General features: G+C 68.9%; 13 protein-coding genes, 2 tRNA genes and 1 pseudogene. 9 read left to right on the plus strand and 7 right to left on the minus strand.

Translation table 11 applies throughout. The annotated features are described in order from the left end of the window. Positions 1 to 6: 6 nt before the first annotated feature. The 3 genes from JOM49_RS41505 to JOM49_RS41515 all read left to right on the plus strand — a co-directional run bounded on the left by JOM49_RS41505 (position 7) and on the right by JOM49_RS41515 (position 3,089). Positions 7 to 768, plus strand: a complete 762-nt coding sequence (locus JOM49_RS41505) for a class I SAM-dependent methyltransferase (RefSeq protein WP_209670222.1) — start codon at positions 7 to 9, stop codon at positions 766 to 768. After that, complete coding sequence (locus JOM49_RS41510) at positions 765 to 2,093, plus strand: M20 family metallopeptidase (RefSeq protein WP_209670223.1); 1,329 nt, start codon at positions 765 to 767, stop codon at positions 2,091 to 2,093. Before JOM49_RS41505 ends, JOM49_RS41510 begins: the two co-directional genes overlap by 4 nt. An 87-nt stretch (positions 2,094 to 2,180) precedes the next feature. Beyond that, positions 2,181 to 3,089, plus strand: a complete 909-nt coding sequence (locus JOM49_RS41515; protein ID WP_209670225.1) for a S1C family serine protease — start codon at positions 2,181 to 2,183, stop codon at positions 3,087 to 3,089. A gap of 54 nt (positions 3,090 to 3,143) precedes the next feature. On the opposite strand, the gene JOM49_RS41520 is transcribed toward JOM49_RS41515, so the two are convergent. Further along, complete coding sequence (locus JOM49_RS41520) at positions 3,144 to 3,734, minus strand: ArsR/SmtB family transcription factor (protein WP_209670226.1); 591 nt, start codon at positions 3,732 to 3,734, stop codon at positions 3,144 to 3,146. A gap of 31 nt (positions 3,735 to 3,765) precedes the next feature. Next, positions 3,766 to 4,146 carry a DUF3224 domain-containing protein gene (locus tag JOM49_RS41525; RefSeq protein ID WP_209670228.1) on the minus strand — a complete coding sequence of 127 codons (381 nt, stop codon included), beginning with the start codon at positions 4,144 to 4,146 and terminating at the stop codon, positions 3,766 to 3,768. Positions 4,147 to 4,308: 162 nt separating this feature from the next. On the opposite strand from JOM49_RS41525, the gene orn reads away from it, so the two are divergent. Both orn and JOM49_RS41535 read left to right on the plus strand, forming a co-directional pair. Continuing rightward, entirely contained in the window at positions 4,309 to 4,917 is a 609-nt protein-coding gene (orn, locus tag JOM49_RS41530) for an oligoribonuclease (RefSeq protein ID WP_209670230.1), read from the plus strand. A gap of 62 nt (positions 4,918 to 4,979) precedes the next feature. Then, a tRNA-His gene (locus JOM49_RS41535) sits at positions 4,980 to 5,055 on the plus strand. A 236-nt stretch (positions 5,056 to 5,291) separates the two neighbouring features. Here JOM49_RS41535 and JOM49_RS41540 read toward each other — a convergent pair. Beyond that, positions 5,292 to 6,524, minus strand: coding sequence for a L,D-transpeptidase (locus JOM49_RS41540; RefSeq protein ID WP_209670232.1), 1,233 nt, complete (start codon positions 6,522 to 6,524; stop codon positions 5,292 to 5,294). 187 nt (positions 6,525 to 6,711) lie between these two features. Between JOM49_RS41540 and JOM49_RS41545 the strand changes: the two genes are divergently transcribed. Next, positions 6,712 to 6,784, plus strand: a tRNA-Lys gene (locus JOM49_RS41545). Positions 6,785 to 6,972: 188 nt separating this feature from the next. Here the strand turns inward: JOM49_RS41545 and JOM49_RS44465 are convergent. The 4 genes and pseudogenes from JOM49_RS44465 to JOM49_RS41570 all read right to left on the minus strand — a co-directional run. Then, positions 6,973 to 7,806: pseudogene (locus JOM49_RS44465) on the minus strand (site-specific integrase); the annotation flags it as partial. Between the two features lie 608 nt (positions 7,807 to 8,414). Beyond that, the gene (locus tag JOM49_RS41560; protein ID WP_209670234.1) at positions 8,415 to 8,873 is read right to left on the minus strand and encodes a hypothetical protein; all 459 of its coding nucleotides are present in this window, start codon (positions 8,871 to 8,873) and stop codon (positions 8,415 to 8,417) included. Positions 8,874 to 8,939: 66 nt separating this feature from the next. Beyond that, the gene (locus JOM49_RS41565) at positions 8,940 to 9,227 is read right to left on the minus strand and encodes a hypothetical protein (protein WP_209670236.1); all 288 of its coding nucleotides are present in this window, start codon (positions 9,225 to 9,227) and stop codon (positions 8,940 to 8,942) included. 301 nt (positions 9,228 to 9,528) lie between these two features. Continuing rightward, on the minus strand, positions 9,529 to 10,722 hold the full coding sequence (locus JOM49_RS41570) for a serine/threonine-protein kinase (protein ID WP_209670237.1): 1,194 nt from the start codon (positions 10,720 to 10,722) through the stop codon (positions 9,529 to 9,531). 223 nt (positions 10,723 to 10,945) lie between these two features. On the opposite strand from JOM49_RS41570, the gene JOM49_RS41575 reads away from it, so the two are divergent. From JOM49_RS41575 to JOM49_RS41585, 3 genes are read left to right on the plus strand one after another with little or no spacing between them, the layout of a single operon-like run. Beyond that, complete coding sequence (locus tag JOM49_RS41575; RefSeq protein ID WP_209670239.1) at positions 10,946 to 12,388, plus strand: PD-(D/E)XK nuclease family protein; 1,443 nt, start codon at positions 10,946 to 10,948, stop codon at positions 12,386 to 12,388. Beyond that, a complete protein-coding gene (locus tag JOM49_RS41580; protein WP_209670241.1) occupies positions 12,385 to 13,467 on the plus strand; it encodes a pPIWI_RE_Y domain-containing protein in 1,083 nt (360 codons plus the stop codon). The genes JOM49_RS41575 and JOM49_RS41580 overlap by 4 nt, the downstream gene beginning before the upstream one ends. Beyond that, the gene (locus JOM49_RS41585) at positions 13,460 to 16,933 is read left to right on the plus strand and encodes a pPIWI_RE_Z domain-containing protein (protein WP_209670242.1); all 3,474 of its coding nucleotides are present in this window, start codon (positions 13,460 to 13,462) and stop codon (positions 16,931 to 16,933) included. The genes JOM49_RS41580 and JOM49_RS41585 overlap by 8 nt, the downstream gene beginning before the upstream one ends. The last annotated feature ends 1 nt before the right edge of the window (position 16,934 follow it).

The raw sequence follows: 16,934 nt of genomic DNA on the forward strand, positions 1-16,934 counted from the left end.
ACCGCCATGCCGACCAGCCAGTCCCGCGTGCTCGAACTGCTCGAAGCACCGCCTGCCCGGACCACCGGCGACTACCTGGACCTGCTCGGCGACCGCGAACAGGCCGGGCCGCCGACCGGGCCGGCGCAGCGGCTGATGAGCATGGGCCTGGTGTCCGCGGTCTACGAGCGGTACTGGCGGCCGGGGCTGGGCCGGATCGCGAAGGGCCTGACCGGCCCGAGCATGGCGGGTGAGATCGACCTCGCCACCGACCTGCTGCGGCTGCGGCCCGGGCAGGTGGTGCTCGACGTGGCATGCGGGACCGGCCGCTTCACCAGGGCGTTCGGTGAGGCGGCCGGTCGGACCGGGCTCGCCGTCGGCCTGGACGGCTCGCGCACGATGCTGGCGCGCGCCGTCCGGGCGGGTGGTCCCGAATCGGTCGCCTACCTACGGGCGGACGCCGTGCACCTGCCGCTGCGGCCGTCCACTGTGGATGCCGTGTGTTGTTTCGCCGCACTGCACATGTTCGCCGATCCGGACGCCGCGCTGGACTCCTTCGCCTCGGTGCTGAAGCCGGGCGGACGGCTGGCCCTGCTCACCAGCGCGCGGCACACCTGGCAGCCTTTGCGCGGCCTGGACGAGTTGACCGGCCTCGCCAGCGGTCAGCGCATGTTCGACCGCGGCGAGATCGGCGCCAAGCTGCGCCGACGCGGGTTCACCGAGATCAGCGAGCGCTACTCCGGCGTCACCCAGATCGTCGGCGCCACGCGGATTAGCATGCGGGAATGACGGCTCCCCACCACGCCAGCCCCAGCCAGCCCGACGAGGCCTACCTCCGCGCGATCGTCGCCGACACCGCGGACGCGGTCACCGCCGCCGAACCGCTCGGCTCACCGCACCAGGGTGCGCCCGAGGAGATACGCACCGAGGTCAGCGGCCTGATCGACGACCGCGCGCAGGACCTCGTGGCGTTGAGCCAGGACCTGCACGCGCACCCGGAGGAAGGCTTCGCGGAGACGCGGTCGGTGCGGGCGCTCGCGGAACTCCTGCAGAACCACGGTCACCAGGCCACCGTCGGCGTGGGCGGGCTGGACACCGCGCTCAGCGCGACCGTCGGCACCGGTGGCCCGCACATCGCGCTGCTCGCCGAGTACGACGCGCTCCCGGGCATCGGCCACGGGTGCGGGCACAACATCATCTGTGCCACCGCGGCCGGTGGCTTCCTCGGCGCGGCAGCGGTCGCCGAACGCCTCGGCGGCCGGGTCTCGCTGTTCGGCACCCCGGCCGAGGAAGGCGGTGGCGGCAAGGAAACCATGGCCAGGGCCGGGGTCTTCGACGACGTGGACGCGGTCCTCATGCTCCACCCGTTCAGCCACGACATCGCGATGCACCCGTTCCTCGGCAGGCGGCAGCTGGAGATGGTCTTCCACGGGGTCGCCGCGCACGCCTCGGCACAGCCGTTCATGGGCCGCAACGCGCTCGACGCGGCCGTGGCCGCCTACCAGGGCGTGGCCGCGCTGCGCCAGCACCTGCCCGGCACCGATCGCGTGCACGGCGTGTTCACCGACGGCGGTGCCCGGCCGAACGTGGTGCCCGACCGCGCGGCGCTGCTGTTCTACCTGCGTTCCGGCCGCCCGGAAACGCTGCGCGACCTGGCGGAGCGGATGACCGCGATCGCCAGGGGCGCGGCCGAGCTGACCGGTTGCGGGGTGGAGCTGACCTGGGACGAGCAGCCGCCGTACCTGCCGATCCGGTTCAACAGCGCGCTGGCCGGGCGGTGGGCGGTCAACCAGGAAGGGTGTGGCCGCAAGCCGTTGCCGACCGGCATCGTGCCGGAGTTCCTCACCGGCTCGACGGACCTGGGCAACCTGAGCTACCGGATGCCGGCGATCCACCCGATGCTCGCCGTCTCCGAGCCGACGGTCGCCTTGCACACCAAAGAGTTCGCCGCGGCCGCCGGTTCACCGGCCGGGGATCGCGCGGTGGTCGACGGAGCACTCGGGCTGGCGCTGACCGCGGCCGACTACCTGGCCGACGCGAAGTTGCGGGAAGCGGTGGCGGAGGAGTTCGCGGCGGCGGGCGGCGCGCTGGACGTACCCGCGTTCTTCGCCTAACCACAGCATCCTCTCAGCTGATTCTTCTCAGAAAAGACCCAGGACAATCCACAGGTTGCTCACAAGCTCGGGCGCGAACCTGGGTGCATGGACGAGAACCGGCAGAACCCGTTGTTCACCCCGCAGCAGCACGAGCAGCCCGCCGCGACGCCGTTCTACCCGGCGCCCCCGGCGCCCTCGCGCAAGCCGAAGCGCCTCGCCGTGCTGGTGAGCGCGGCCGCCGTCGCCGCCGCACTGGTCGGTGGCGTCGGCGGGGCCACGCTCGTCGGCCTGACCGACGACGCCCCGGCGAGCACCACCACCAGCGCGGTCGGCACCGCCACCGGCCAGACCGTCTCGAACTCCGGGGCGGACGTCAGCTCCGTCGCGCAGCAGGTGCTGCCGAGCGTGGTGCAGGTCAACGTGATCACCCGCGAGGGCGAGGCGATCGGCTCCGGGGTCGTCCTCTCGTCCGACGGCCGGATCCTGACCAACGCGCACGTGGTCGAAGGCGCCAGTGGGGACGTCACGATCACCCTGTCCGACGGCAGGAAGTACCAGGCGACCGTGCTGGGCTCGGACAGCAAGGCCGATATCGCGGTGCTGCAGGCGAAGAACGCGAGCGGGCTGACCGCGGCCAAGCTCGGTGACTCGAGCCAGGTGCAGGTGGGGTCCGAAGTGGTGGCCATCGGGTCGCCCGCCGGTCTGCAGAACACGGTGACCTCGGGCATCGTGAGCGCGGTCGGGCGTGAGCTTTCCGATGTGGGACAACAGGAACAGCAGCAGTCACCGATCGGGCGGACCAGTGCGCAGCAGGGGCCGAGCTACACCGCGATCCAGACGGACGCCTCGATCAACCAGGGCAACTCGGGTGGCCCGCTGGTCAACGCGAACGGCGAGGTGATCGGGATCAACTCGTCGATCTACTCGCCGTCTTCGGGCGGGAGCGTGGGGATCGGGTTCGCCATCCCGATCAACGACGCGGTCAAGATCGTCGAGGGCATCGAAAAGGGCTGACCCAGGGGTGGGGAGAAGCGGGTGGATCGCGGCGGGGGCGGTCCACCCGCTTTCTCACGCCAGTGGCTTCTTCAGCTCCGGGTGGACGGCGACGACGAGGTGGTGCGTGCGGCCACCTTCGGCGGAGTCGTCGTGGTACTTGGCGACCAGCGAGGTGACCGCTTCGGCGAGTTCTTCGGCGAAGGCGGCCCGGTCCGCGGCGGAGGCGAAGCGGACGTCCCCGTCGATGGTGAAGGTGGCCAGCTTCTTGCCCGCCCGCTGGGCGCCGGTGAGCAGCTCACCGACGTCGCGGACCAGGCGCGAGGCCACCGCCAGCAGCCACCGCGCGGACAGCCTGTCCGGTGACCGGCTCGGATCGGGCTCGACCGCGCCCAGCACGCTCGGCGAGATGACGTAGGAGGACGCCGTGGCGCGCAGCACCCGCTCGGTGACGTTGCCCTTGCGGCGCTCCTCCACCAGCGAGATCAGCCCGTGCTGCTCCAGCGAACGCAGGTGGTAGTTGATCTTCTGCCGGGCCAGGCCGAGCTTCTTGGCCAGGGTGGTGGCCGAGCCGGGCTCGGCCAGCTCGGCGAGCAGCCGGGCGCGCATCGGGTCCAGCGACGCGCCGGCGGCCTCGGCGTCGTCGATCACCGCGATCTCGTTCATCCGCCCACGGTCTCACCGACAAGTTTTCTTGTCAATCGGCGAGCTCGTAGTCGAGGTCCAGCGTGTGGCTGCCGTCCTCGTGCTTGGCGACCATCGCCGAGCCGGTGATGCCCGCCAGCTCGCCGACCCCGGAACCGGGCAGGATCTTCAACTCGAAGCTGTCGTCGAACGCGGCGTGCTGCAACACGAACCCGCCCTCGCGGCCGTCGATCGACACGTCGAACCGCTCGAACGCCACGTACGCCTGCGCGGCTCCGCTGATGGCACTGAGCATGGTGACCGAACTGGTACCCGCCACGGCACCGGTGAACGTCTTGCTCAGGCGCACCTGACCCAGTTCGGCGCCCTCGGCCTCGTCGAGCGACGACGGCTCCCAGGTGTCCACGGTGAAGGCGGCGGTGATCTTCGGCATGGCTGTTGCTCCCTTGTGTTGTGCGCTGCGGGCAGCCTGGCAGGCATACCTGACAGCCTGTGTCAGGCTTTCGCGGCGCCTTGATCACCGGCAACCACCTCGCGGCACGCGGAGCCGCAGGTCGCGCCCGCGAAAGTGCCCCGGAAGAGTTAGGGTGCCCGGGTGAACGATCGTCTTGTCTGGATCGACTGCGAGATGACGGGCCTCGACCTGGCCAAGGACGCCTTGATCGAGATCGCGGCCCTCGTCACCGACGCGGAGCTGAACGTCCTCGGAGAAGGCCTCGACCTCGTCATCCACGCCGACGAGGAAGCACTCGCCAACATGCCCGACGTGGTCCGCGAGATGCACGCCCGGTCCGGGCTCACCGAGGAGGTGCGCCGATCCGCGGTCACCCTCGAGGAAGCCGAGCAGCAGGTGCTCGACTACGTCCGGGCGCACGTGCCGGAACCCGGCACCGCGCCGCTCGCCGGGAACTCCATCGCCACCGACCGCGGCTTCATCGTCCGCGACATGCCCGCGCTCGACGCCCACCTGCACTACCGGATGGTCGACGTGTCCTCGGTCAAGGAACTCGTCCGGCGCTGGTACCCGCGGATCTACTACGCCAAGCCCGAGAAGGGCCTCGCGCACCGCGCGCTCGCCGACATCAAGGAATCCATCGGCGAACTCGACTACTACCGCCGCGTCGCGTTCGTGCCACAACCCGGGCCCACCACGGAACAAGCCCGCGCGGCCGCCGCCGAGGTGCTCAAGCAGCCCCGCGGATAACCCGCTGGAGGGGCACGCTAGGATGGTTCCAGTCGAGGTGATCGTCTGCAGCGCCTCGCACGGTGGGTGTAGCTCAGCTGGTAGAGCACCTGGTTGTGGTCCAGGAGGTCGCGGGTTCAAGCCCCGTCACTCACCCCAGTGGCCCCAGCGTGGTCAAGGACTCCGTCCTTTTCCCGCGCTGGGGTTTCGTCATTTCTCCGGGGGTCGGACCCCCGGGCCCCCGCCAGGGGGCGGAGCCCCCTGGACCCCCATCTGCGGTGGTTGCGTTGGCAGGGTCATGTGCGGTGGTTGCGCTGGCGGAGTCAGGTTTCCAGATCCAGGCATGCGAAGGGCCCCGCGCCATTTCTTGGTGCGGGGCCCTGTGGCTTGGGGGGTTAGTTCTTCTGGCCGCCGGATTTCCAGTCGTCCCAGGTCATTTGCCAGACGGACCAGCCGTCGGTGGCGGCGAGGGTCTGCGGGCCGCCGTTCAGGACGGTGATGATGTCACCCTTCTTCGAGGTGTCCATCAACCACTTCGCGTTCTCCGTGGACAGGTTGATGCAGCCGTGGCTGACGTTGCGCTTGCCCTGCGAACCCACCGACCACGGCGCCGAGTGGTAGAAGATGCCGCTGTTGGACATGCGGACCGCGTACTGCACGAAGGTGCGGTACCCCGCCGAACTGTCCGTCGGCACGCCGTAGGTGCTCGAGTCCATCGTGTACCCGGTGTGCTCGCTCATCACCGTGTAGTTGCCGTTCGGCGTGCTCGAGGACTTCTTGCCCATCGAGATCGGCATGACCTTGGCTTCCTGGTCGTTGATCGACACCTTCATCTGGAAGGTCCCGCCGTCGGCCACCGCCACCAGCTTGTCGCCGATGGTGAAGTTCGCCGCGCGGTCCTCCTTGCCGTAGGTGCCACCGCCCAGGTTCTTGCCGTACACCGCCGCCTTCACCGAGACCTTGGTGCCCGAGGGCCAGTAGTCCTTCGGCCGCCAGATCACCGAGGTGTCGCTGAACCAGTGGAACGCGCCCTCGACCTGCGGCTCCGACTTGACCTCCAGCGCCTTCTCCGCGGCGGCCTTGTCGGTCACCTTGAGGCCGAAGGTGAAGATGATCGGCATGCCGACACCGACCGTCTCGCCCTCCTGCGCGTTGATCGACACGGTGGTCTGCCTGGCCGGCTTCGCGGTGTTGAAGGCGGAGGTCGAAGTGGACGGCTGGCCGTTGGTGCCGGTGCCGGTCGCGGTCAGGGTGTAGCTCTTGCCGTAGCCGAGCGGCTCGCTCGACACCCAGCCGGCGCCGTCCGGCGCGAGCTGGCCCGCGACGGGCTTGCCCTCGGCGTTGACCAGCTTGACGTCGTTGATCTTGCCGTCGGTGGCGTTGACCCGGACCGGTTCACCGGGAGCCACGTCCGCCGCGCCCTGGGCCGGGGTCAGCGCCAGCGCGACCGGCTTCGGCGGGGCCGTCGAGGTCTCTTTCGGGGCATCTTGGCCCCCAGGACCGGGTTCCGCACCCGGCGAGGATGTACAACCCGAGATGATGAGTCCGGCCGCGACCGCCAGCAGCGACAACCGCACTCCGGAACGCCCCGTAATCGGGCGACGCCCCACTCCGCCCCGACCGCTCATGGAAGACCGTCCATTTCGACTAGAAGAATGCCCCAAGTGTCCGGCTACAGTGTGCCCGACCGGGTTCCGGCGTGTGTGCGGGACTGCTGAACTGGGTCGAACTCGCTTCGGGGGACCCCCGCGAAGGGGCTCAGAACCGCGTGCTAAAGTTCTTCTCGTTGGTGCGGGAGAGCAGGAAACCCGCCCGGCGCCATTAGCTCAATTGGCAGAGCAGCTGGCTCTTAACCAGCGGGTTCGGGGTTCGAGTCCCTGATGGCGCACCCCCAGACTCCAGGTCAGTGTTGATGCTGACCTGGAGTTTTGTGGTTTCTGGGGTAGTTGCCTGACAGTCCTTTGTGGTTGTTTCAGTGCCCGAGTCGAGCCCGAGCTGTCGCGCTGCCGCCCGAGGAATGATCTTGGCTGTCGCCTCCGCTGCCGCGTGGGCGATTTCCGGCAGCACTGTGGTGTAGGTATCCATGGTCACGGTGATCGAAGAGTGCCGGAGCATGCTCTGCACGACCTTCATATCCGCGCCCGCTGCCAAGGCGAGGGTGGCGGCGCCGTGCCGCAAGTCGTGCAGCCGGATCGGCGGCAACCCAGCCCGCCTGACCAGCTCGGCGAACCGGGCCGTCACGTCCGCCGGGTGCAGCGGCCTGCCATCGGACTCGGTGAACAGCAGATCGCTGTCGATCCAGTCACTGCCAAGAGCAGCCTTGTCGGCGTCTTGGCCCGTGAGGTGATCACGCAGGACGAGCACGGTGTCCGCATCCAATGCGACCAGGCCTTCGGACGCTGTGGTCTTCGGCTTCGCCTGACCGGTCTCCCAGCCGTACTGCACGATCTGGTTCGCCACCTCAAGGGTGGCCGCGTCCAGATATGTATCGGATCGGCGCTGCCCGCACGCCTCGCCTCGGCGCAGCCCCACATGAGCAATCAAGTGGAACAGCGGGTACAAGCGGTCAGTGAGCGCGTAGTCGAGGAACCGCCCGGTCTGCTCCGCGGTCCACACCATCACTGGCGACAGAACCTCACCAGTCAGCCGCCACCTCGCAACGCGCTCCGCCGTCCACAGCTTCGGCTTCGGCCGATTCGCCGGCGGCAACTCCACCAGCGACGCCACGTTCACCGTCAGCAACCCCTCCTTCACCGCCGGACTCAACACCGCCCGCAAGGTCTCCCGAATCCGACGAATCGAAGTCGGACCGACCGGCCGCTGCCACTTCACCGCCGCGACCTTCCGCGGATCACCGCTGTCCCGGTACTCCTTGATCAAATCGTTGTGCTCGACGATCGCGTCGAGCATCCCCTCCAGATGCCCCACCCGGAGCCTGCCCCGCCGGATGTGCCCGACGTGCGGGCGACGTAATTTCCCCACGAGCCACCAAAGCAGTCACCCAGATTCAGCCACACGGTGCCAACCAGCGACAAACCCTGCGGACGCCGTCAAACAAGTCCGCCAACCGCGCGACGTACTGCTCCACCGTGGGCTCGACTCCGTACTGGCCCTCGACGCGGTAGTCGCGCAATCCCCAATAGGGCGGCGACGTCACCACGCAATCCACCGAGCCCGCCGACATCCCAGCGACCAATTTGGCCGCATCCCCTACCCAAAGCTCGAAGCGTGTTGAAGTCATCAGTGGCCTGCCTCCCGATGGTGTACCTACATCTCAAGAGGCGGGTTTCAGACACGATTTTCGACACCAAGATCAACTGCCCCCCGCCAGGTCGCCTAGTCACGTGCCTACCGGCACCAAAGTCGGGAGACACAGAGGAAGAGGAAAGGAAGATGGACAGGCGTGTAGGAACCAACGAAGGTGAACACTCGGCCGCGCAGTTGAGCGCTGCGCTAGCAGCGTCCGTGCTAGTCGAGCAGCAGATCTTTTGGTCCTGGCACCGAACCGCGAGTTGATCTCAGTCCGGTGCTGGTTCGCCGGGCACCTGCCGGAAATCGACTTGCTTCAGGTCGGCAATGGTCTCGGCCAGCACCAAATCACACGTAGGGTCGTCGGGATTCATCAGCACCGCGCGGCCGTGCACATCGTAGAACAGCACGGGCCGCTCGCGCCCATCGTCGAACACCGCCACCAAGCCCGCCGGCGCCGGGGTAAACGGCCCTGCCAACGGTGGGCCGAACTGCACGTCGATTCCGACGTAGGGCAGCAAAACCCCCACCATCTCCGGCCGATCCGCCCGCACGAGCAGCTTCCCGCCGAGGTTGAGCACCAGCGGGCGCCCCTCGCCACTGAAGGCATAGATCGGGGTCGTCAGTCCCGGTTTGCAGGGGTCGTCCGCGTACTTGGCACACAGGCCCGGCGGGGCAGCTACCGCAGGCCACACACCCCGCGGCATCTCACCGTTGTCGTCGCTCATCACGCCAGCCTTCCACGATGCGCAGTTGCCCACCTGCGGACGCGAGTGCTCATCTTCGCTCGCTCGCTACAAGGCGACCTTATTAACGATCAAGAGAGGAGCTTCGAGAGAGACGAAGCCCGCGTCGGCCAGCCGATCGTAGGCCCCCATCACCGGGCTCAGTACCTCGAACTCGATGGTGAAGCCAGCCGCCGCGTGGCTCCAGATCCGCTGCAGGTCGCCGACGAGCTCGTCGATGGTCTTTTGCGAGTCGCCGATGCCCGCGATGTAGTCAGCGAGGGTGACCGGCTCCGAGGCGCAGCGTCCCGAAGGTGTGCGAGACGTAGCTCGGACTCCACAGCTGACCCCGATCATGGGAGAAGACCCAATCTCCATCCGGGTCGCGCCGGGCCAGCCGACGCAGCAGCGACGTCGTCTCGCGGTCCGGCGCGACGGTTCGGCAGCTGGCGTCGGTCTTGGACAGGCAACGCCTCTGCCATCTCGCTCGACGAGTTGCCGCGCCACCGAGATTGTCCGAATCGCTAGATCGACATCGCACCACCGCAAGCCGACCAGCTCCCTGCGCCACAGCCTTAGCAGCACCGCCACGTGATACAACGGGTACAGCGGACGGTCACAAACAGGCTCCAGGAGCCCGCAGTCTCCCGGGATGACGTCACGGCTGCACCAGTATGCTCAATGCCCGCTCGATCGGCTCCACCTTGGGATTGCCCTTCCCGAACGTCTCGATCGCCCGGCAGCGCAGGTCGGTCAGCATTTGCATGGCGGCCGCGTGGTCGCCGCCCTCGTGTGCGGTGGTGGCCTGCTGGAGGGTCTCCGCGATGTCGGCTTCGGTGAGAAAGTCGCGTCGCCGCCGGGCGCGGAACGGGCGGACGGACTCCGTGCGAGCCCTGGCCGGTGCCTCGGGCGCGCGGACCGCCTCCGGGGTGCGGTAGGGGATCGTCACGTCGGGCCGGGACACCGGGTTGGGCTCGGGTGCGCCGAGCTCCGGCAGGTGCGGCCGCAGCACCGCCTGGACGTCGTCAACTCCCGGCCGGTCGTCGGTATCCTTTGCCAACAACGCCAAAGTGAGCTCTTCCAGATCTGGAAGAGCTCCGGCGGCGAACTGCGACGGCGGTACCGGCAGGTCGTCCAGATGCTGCTTCTCCAGCGTCTTCTCGCCGTCCTCGACGAACGGGGCCCGGCCGGTCAACAGGTGGTAGAACACGCAGCCGAGGCTGTACAGGTCCGACGGCGCGAACTGCTCGCCGCCCAGAAACCGTTCCGGTGCCGCATAGGCGTCGGTCCCGACGAAATTCCTCGTGTGCCTCGACGTTTCCTTGTCGAACGACAGCGCGATCCCGAAGTCGATCACGTAGACGACGCCGTTCTCGCCGACCAGGAGGTTGTCGGGCTTCAGGTCGCGATGCACGATGCCGTTCTCGTGGCAGGCGGCCAACGCGCCCGCCACCGCCGTGCCGATCGCGGCGAACTCCGCGGGCCTGGGCACGGTACGCACGCGGTACTCGGTCAGTTCGATTCCGCAGATGCAGGTCATGACCAGGTACGGAACCGAACCGTGTTCGCCCACGCCGACCACCGCCGGGATGTTCGGGTGCTCGACCTTACCTAGGTGCCGACCCTCGCGCGCGAACCTGCGCGTGATCCGCCGCCACGCCTCGGGATCCCGTTCGGCCGTGACCGGCAACTGCGGGACCTTGACGACCACCCGCTTGCGGGACTCAAGGTCGGTCGCGAAGAACGCCGTGCCCATTCCCCCCTTGCCCGCCGGGCCGTCGACCTGGAACCGCTGGCCGAGGACCACACCGTGCGCCAATCCGGACCCGGCCCAGTCCGCCGTACTCGTCATGCCCCGAAGGCTAACCCACCGGATATCGCCACCCGCACGGCCTTCCCTTATTTCGGCGATTAGGATTCGTTGGCACCGACGAATCCGAAACAGGAGGGAACGGGCCGACGTGACAAATACTGGACAGATTGTGCGCGTGAGCGCGACCGACACCGGAGCCACGGGCTGCCCCCGCGCGCAGGCGCACAAAGCCCGACATGGAACGGCCTTCCCGGTAACAGCGTTGACCGAATTCACCCTCGGTCCGCTCATGGCCGCGCTGGATTTGGCCGAATTCGCGAACCGGGCCGACGCGGACGTCGTCAAATCACTCGTCCGGACCCGGGGGACATTCGGAGCCGACCGGCCGCCCGCGCACGCCGGGCTGATCCGGTGGTCGATCGACGCCTTCCGGAACTACCGCACTGCATGGCTTACCCACCGGGCCGCCGCGCCGGAACTGGTTCCAGTGCGGTCCCCATGGAAGATCACCCATCGCCGTGACGCGGTGGACCAGCGCGGGGTCAGCCGGTATGAGCAGACGTGCTGGGGGCGCCGGTACCAGTCGGTCGACGACTCCGTCCGGGAAATGTGGCTGCTGAGCCTGGCCGCTCCGGTGGAGCGGCCAGAAATCGTCACCCTGGCCGCCGCCAACGTGGCCGCATTCGGCGGAGAGGGTGTTCCGGAAAAGGTTCGCGTCGTCCTGTTCGGGGCGACGTCTCCGGTCGCCGGGCCGGTTGTGGAGCGGACAGCCGCGCAGATCCGCGATCAAGCACAGGAAAAGGTCGCACCGAAACTCGTCGAGATCGTCGATGGCACCGCGCGGCACCCCGGTCGTGACTGCGTTTCGTGCCCCGAAGTCCCTGCTTGCCCCGCCCTCGCGGCCGCCGACCTTCTGCCGGCTGTCCCGACCGTGCCCGGGCCACGGCGGACGCTGTCGGTCACCGACCTGCGCTACTACCGGAGCTGCCCGGCGAAATACCATCTGCGGCGGCAGCTGAAGGTCCGCGACACCGGGCTCGTCGAAGGCCGGCCGGTGCTCGTCGGGCGCGCGGTCGACGAGACCTTGCGGGAACGGCACACCGGCGGCGCACGCCGCTGCCGGCCAGGCGACGCGCCGGGTGGGGACGTCGCAATGCTCCCGGAGGACGATCGGCGGACCGCGCTGGAGATGCTCGCCAAGCACGCGGCGTTGTGCCCCTTCCCGGACGTCGATGAGGTACAAGACGGCCGGCACCGGTTCCTGGTCGCCCACGACTCGAGGCTGGACGTGGTCTTCGGCGGTACCCCCGACCTCCTCTACCGACGGGGTAGCTGCTGGGTGTGGCGGGAGACCAAGACGTCGCGGCGCAGGCTGCGCCGCGACCGGTCGTTGCTGCGCGAAGTACCCCAGCTGGCGCTGGCGGTCCTGATCCTGTCTGCTCGGGCGTCGGAGGACTCGCCGGGCGGATCGAGGATCGAGCTCGAACAGCTGCGCCCCGACGGGTGCGCCCTCGAAGAGGTGGACCCCGCCGACCCGGCTCAGGTGGCGGAGGCCCAGGAAGTCATCGGCGAGCTGGTGGAACCACTTTTGCGTGACACGGCGTTTGCGCCGACGCCGGGTGACGACTGCGCGCAGTGCGAGGTCCGCCGGTGGTGCGCACCAGGTGTCGAGTACCTGACCGCGAACCGGCGATCCGCGTCGTGACCACCGAAAACGAAGACGAGCAGGTGCTCGGGGCGGTCTCGACGGCTTTGGTGGCACTCGACGAGCTGGGTGACCTGGCCACGTTCCGGATGCCGTACCCGCCGGCCGTGCAGCGCACCATGGATCGGCTGACCCTGCACTGCCTGCGCCGCGATGCGCGCCCCCCGTCTTCCGTGCCGGGGCTGATCCGCTGGGGCTACGACCGTCCGCTTGGCCTGTGGCCGCTCGTGCTCCCCCCGGACGTCTACCCCGAGCACGGCCTGCTCCTCGATGAACTTTCGGGCGCACCGACCGCGCTGTGCCACGAGATCGCGCTCCAGGCCGAGACGGCCAACCCGTTCCTGGAGGTGTCACGCCAGGTCAAGGCAATGGCGGCTCTCGCCGACGAACACGACCGCGCGCCGGAGTACCGCACGCTGCGGGAGGTGCTGGCGGATCATCTGGTCCTCACGAACGACGGGTTCAACGACGTGCGATTCTTCGCCTCGATCCGCGTGCTCGACGATCACCTGACCGCCTGGTATGTCCCGATCGGACCCGGCTACGAAGTTGACGGGGAAATCCATGCCTGTGCCGGCTGCGGCGGCCCACTACTGCCGGCCGGCGAGGATTGGTGGTGCGAACGGGAGGAGTGCGCCATCGACGGCATCGTGACGCCCGGTGCTCGCTGGGACCGTGACGCCCAAGTCCTCGTCCAAGGTGACCGCCGGCACCGGCAGTTCGTCGCCGGTCCGGGACGGGCAGCCCAGCGGTTCGGCGCCGAACTGGCGGCGTCCGGGGTCGAAGTCGAGCACTGGCCTGTGTCCGGACCCGGCGACCTGCGCGTGACGACGCCCGCCGGCCGGATCCGGAGCGCGCAACTCGTCGACTGGCACAGCCCAGCACTGCTCGGGCGGGCGATTGCCGCGTCCGTAGCCGGCCACAGCGCCGACTCCATGCACTGGGTCGTCGCCCGCTACCGGACCGACGCCGATCCCGCCTACCTGCGGATCGCGAGGGAACACGCGACGACAGCCATGATCTTCTCTGAAGCCGGGTTCACAGATTTGCTCCATGACGAGGCGGGCGCCCATGCGTAGCCGGAAGTGGTACACCGAACTCACCGACGAGCTTGCGCAGAGCGGCCTGACCCTGCCGCTGGACGTGATCTGCCCGGTCGAGCTCGGCCTGACCCTGCTGCAGCGGCTCGATGCAACGCAGCCGCCGACGTCGGTCTGGCCATTGCTGGGCGGGTATCCCTTCGCCCGGGCAGCCGGCCTGGCGATCGATCCGAATCAGGACTGGATGATCACCTGCGTCCGGCACCGGCTCTGGTCCCTTCGCCGACCGGAAGCCTGGCTCGAAGCCCTTCGCGACTACCAGGACCTCGACTCCGCGCTGGCCGCTTTCCGGCTGGCCGACGACCTCGGCTCGTTCGAGTGGACCGGGACGACCACACTGGGCTCGCGGTTCGATGTGTACGACCAGGCCTTGCTGACCTTGCCGGACTTCGTCGATGGTCGGCCCGTGCTGGCAGAACCAGGGCAGTTCTTTTACTTCGACCGCGACGAGCGCGTCGAGGTGGAAATCCCAGACGACGTCGCGGGGCGGGCACGTGACGTTCCAGGCCACGATCTCGCCGCCCCCACGGTGCTGAACGGACAGCCCTGTGCCATCACGTGGGCGGCGCTCGGCGACATCGCTGCCTGGATGGACGACAACGCCCCGGAGGATGGGCGCGACAATTGGCAGGCCAGTATCGAGTCGACGCGGCTGCTCGTCCGGGACGTCATCGGGCAGGACTTCGTCGAGAACGAGCCGCTGCGGCTGGACGGGCTCCTACACGCGGTCGGCGTCGTCGGGGTCGGCAAGAGCACCCTGATGAAGGTGCTCGCGGTCTGGGCGGTGCGCCGGCCGGAGCCGTTGCGGACCACACTGGTGGTCGGTGACGTCGCCGAGCAGCTGGCCACGGCGCGGGAGCTGCGGAGCTACCTCGGGGAGCGGATGGTGACGCCGATCATCGGCTCTTCCAACCGCGAGCAGCACGTCCAGGGACTGCATCGGCGCCTCGCCGCGAACGGTCACGTGCGGCTGGCCGGGCACCACGAGGACGAAGGGTTCGCCGATCTCGGCACCGCTTGCCCGCTCGACGCGCTGCGGGCCGCGGAAACACCGGTCCGTGCGGTCGATGCCCCGTGCTCGCGGCTGTATCGCGTGGCCGACCTGGTCCCCGGCCGGCCTCGGCCGCGCGCGGCGAGCTGTCCCCTGTGGCACGAGTGCCCTCGACACGGGAACGCGCGTGACCAGGTCGACGCGCGCGTGTGGGTCGCCACCATGGCGTCGCTGGTGAACAGCCCCGTCCCGGGCCACACCGGCGGGGTGCACCTGCGCCAGCTCGAGCTGGCCTGCCTGCGCAGCGACCTCATCGTCGTCGACGAGGCGGACCGGGTGATGATGAACCTGGACATGGTCTTCGCCCCGACGGCGACACTCGTCTCCCGCGAACCCCACTCGTGGCTGGACACCTTGCACACGCACAACATCCGCGAACTCTCGCGGGCCGGTCGCCTACAGCTGTCCGATCGCAACGTGCGGAATTGGGAGGTGGCTCTCTCGGTCGTTTCCGGTGCCACGAACCAGCTCTACTCAATGCTGATCGCGGACGAGGACCTGCGCCAATGGGTGGGGATCGAGTACTTCAACTCCTGGACCCTGCAGGCAAAGCTGCTCACAGAGCTCTACCGGCCCGAAGGCGCCGATCCCGGGGACGAGGACGAGGAGCTCCCGGCCGACGAGCCGGGGCCGCCCCGGATCGAGGCCGAGCAGGTGTTCGACCGGTTCCGGGACGACCCGCTGGGCGACAGCGGCCCCTACGAAAGCCTCGCCGACCACCTGGCCGCGACGACGCAGGACCTCCTGCACACGCTGAATCGCAAGGCCGTCGCCCGCCGGCTGGCCGGGCTTGTCGGATCGCTCCGGGTGCTCGGTACGCCGGCCGAGCCGGGCCCAGTGGCCGACAACGACCCGTTGGTGCGCAAGCTGGAGTTCGTCCTCCTGCTCTCGGCGCTGCACCACCGGCTGGACCGGCTAACCCACCTATGGCCGCTGGTCCAGGACGCGATGCGGCTGGACGCCGCGGACAACGAGCTGATCCGCCGGCCGCCGATGGACTACCTGCCGCTTGTGCCCGAGTCGCCGATGGGCAACGTGCTGGGCTTCCAATACGTCGTCGACCGAAATGACGACGAACGCGAGGGGGTGACCGGGACCCTCCGGTTCTTCCGGTGCACCGGCGTCGGCCGGGAGCTGCTGTTCTCCCTGCCGTCTCTCGGCGCTGACCCCACAACCGGCCGCGGCGGGCCACACGTGCTGCTGCTTTCGGGCACGAGCTGGGCCGGGACATCCACCCGCGCGCACGTCGTCGCGCCGGTCGACGCGATCCTGCGGCCGTCGCCCGAAGCCGAGCGGCGGGTGCGGGAAACCATCTTCAAGATGCGCTTCTTCCATGACGACAACGGGAGACCGATCAGCCTGTCCGGAAAGTCACCCCGCGTACGGCCCTCGCTCCTGCGCACACTCGTGGACCGGCTCGGCAAGCCTGGCCCGGGTGGAATTTCACCGTTGGAAGAGGAGATCCGGGCCGTCGACAACCCGAACCGGCGGCGCGCGCTGCTCCTCGTCGGGAACTATCAGGACGCCCGGGACGTCGCGGACCAGCTGAACGGGATGCCCGGCTGGCACGGTCACGTCAAGGCCCTGGTTCCGGACCAGGCCGAGCTGGACGACGAGGCCGACGACCTCGACCGGGCCGCCGTCGTCCGGCGCGGCAACGTGGGCCTCTTCGCGACCGATGCCATGGCCCGCGTGCTCGTCGCGCCGATGCTCGCCATCGAACGCGGCTACAACATCCTGAACAGGGACAACGACGCGGCGCTCGGCGTGGCACTGCTGCTCACTCGACCGCACCCGGTGCCGACCGACATCGGGCTCTCCGTGCTCGCCATCAACGACTGGGAAAGCCGCTACACGCGCGACCTCCCGACGTCCGGGGACACCGGTCCGCGGTCGTTCGCCGACCTGGTCGCCGCACACGGCTCGCTCGACGCCGCCGGCCGGGCGTTCCGCGCGCTCGCCCGCAGCAACTGGGGCAGGCTGCTGATCCGTAAGTACGCGTACTCGGCCCTGGACGACGACGAACTGGGCTCGTTCGCCTGGGACCAGTTGGTCGTGCTCTGGCAGGTGATTGGCAGGCTCGTCCGTGGCGGTGTAGCCGCCCGGGTGGTGTTCGTCGACGCTAAGTTCGCGCTGGCGACCGCCGAAAGGCAGTCACCGAACCCGCGGCGGCGCCAGCGCCGCGACACCGCCCGATCCAGCTTGCTCCACGGCATCCGGAACGCCCTGCGTCCGTACTTCGCCCCGAGACCGGACGACGATCCGGTCGCTCCCGCGGACATGCGGCTCGCCGAGCTGCTGTACGGACCCGTTTACCTCGCATTGTGCCGGGTGCTCGACCAGCCCGAGCTCCCCGACCTGGACAACGTCGCCACCGGCTCCGGGAGGACTTGAC

The organism is Amycolatopsis magusensis (genome assembly GCF_017875555.1).
In the GTDB taxonomy this organism is placed as follows: Bacteria; Actinomycetota; Actinomycetes; order Mycobacteriales; family Pseudonocardiaceae; genus Amycolatopsis; species Amycolatopsis magusensis.

Bases quoted from the DNA above. Each gene is read 5' to 3' on its own strand.
- JOM49_RS41505 (WP_209670222.1), top strand. From the start codon at position 7: ATGCCGACCAGCCAGTCCCGCGTGCTCGAACTGCTCGAAGCACCGCCT.
- JOM49_RS41510 (WP_209670223.1), top strand. From the start codon at position 765: ATGACGGCTCCCCACCACGCCAGCCCCAGCCAGCCCGACGAGGCCTAC.
- JOM49_RS41515 (WP_209670225.1), top strand. From the start codon at position 2,181: ATGGACGAGAACCGGCAGAACCCGTTGTTCACCCCGCAGCAGCACGAG.
- JOM49_RS41520 (WP_209670226.1), bottom strand. From the start codon at position 3,734: ATGAACGAGATCGCGGTGATCGACGACGCCGAGGCCGCCGGCGCGTCG.
- JOM49_RS41525 (WP_209670228.1), bottom strand. From the start codon at position 4,146: ATGCCGAAGATCACCGCCGCCTTCACCGTGGACACCTGGGAGCCGTCG.
- JOM49_RS41540 (WP_209670232.1), bottom strand. From the start codon at position 6,524: ATGAGCGGTCGGGGCGGAGTGGGGCGTCGCCCGATTACGGGGCGTTCC.
- JOM49_RS41560 (WP_209670234.1), bottom strand. From the start codon at position 8,873: ATGAGCGACGACAACGGTGAGATGCCGCGGGGTGTGTGGCCTGCGGTA.
- JOM49_RS41565 (WP_209670236.1), bottom strand. From the start codon at position 9,227: ATGATCGGGGTCAGCTGTGGAGTCCGAGCTACGTCTCGCACACCTTCG.
- JOM49_RS41570 (WP_209670237.1), bottom strand. From the start codon at position 10,722: ATGACGAGTACGGCGGACTGGGCCGGGTCCGGATTGGCGCACGGTGTG.
- JOM49_RS41585 (WP_209670242.1), top strand. From the start codon at position 13,460: ATGCGTAGCCGGAAGTGGTACACCGAACTCACCGACGAGCTTGCGCAG.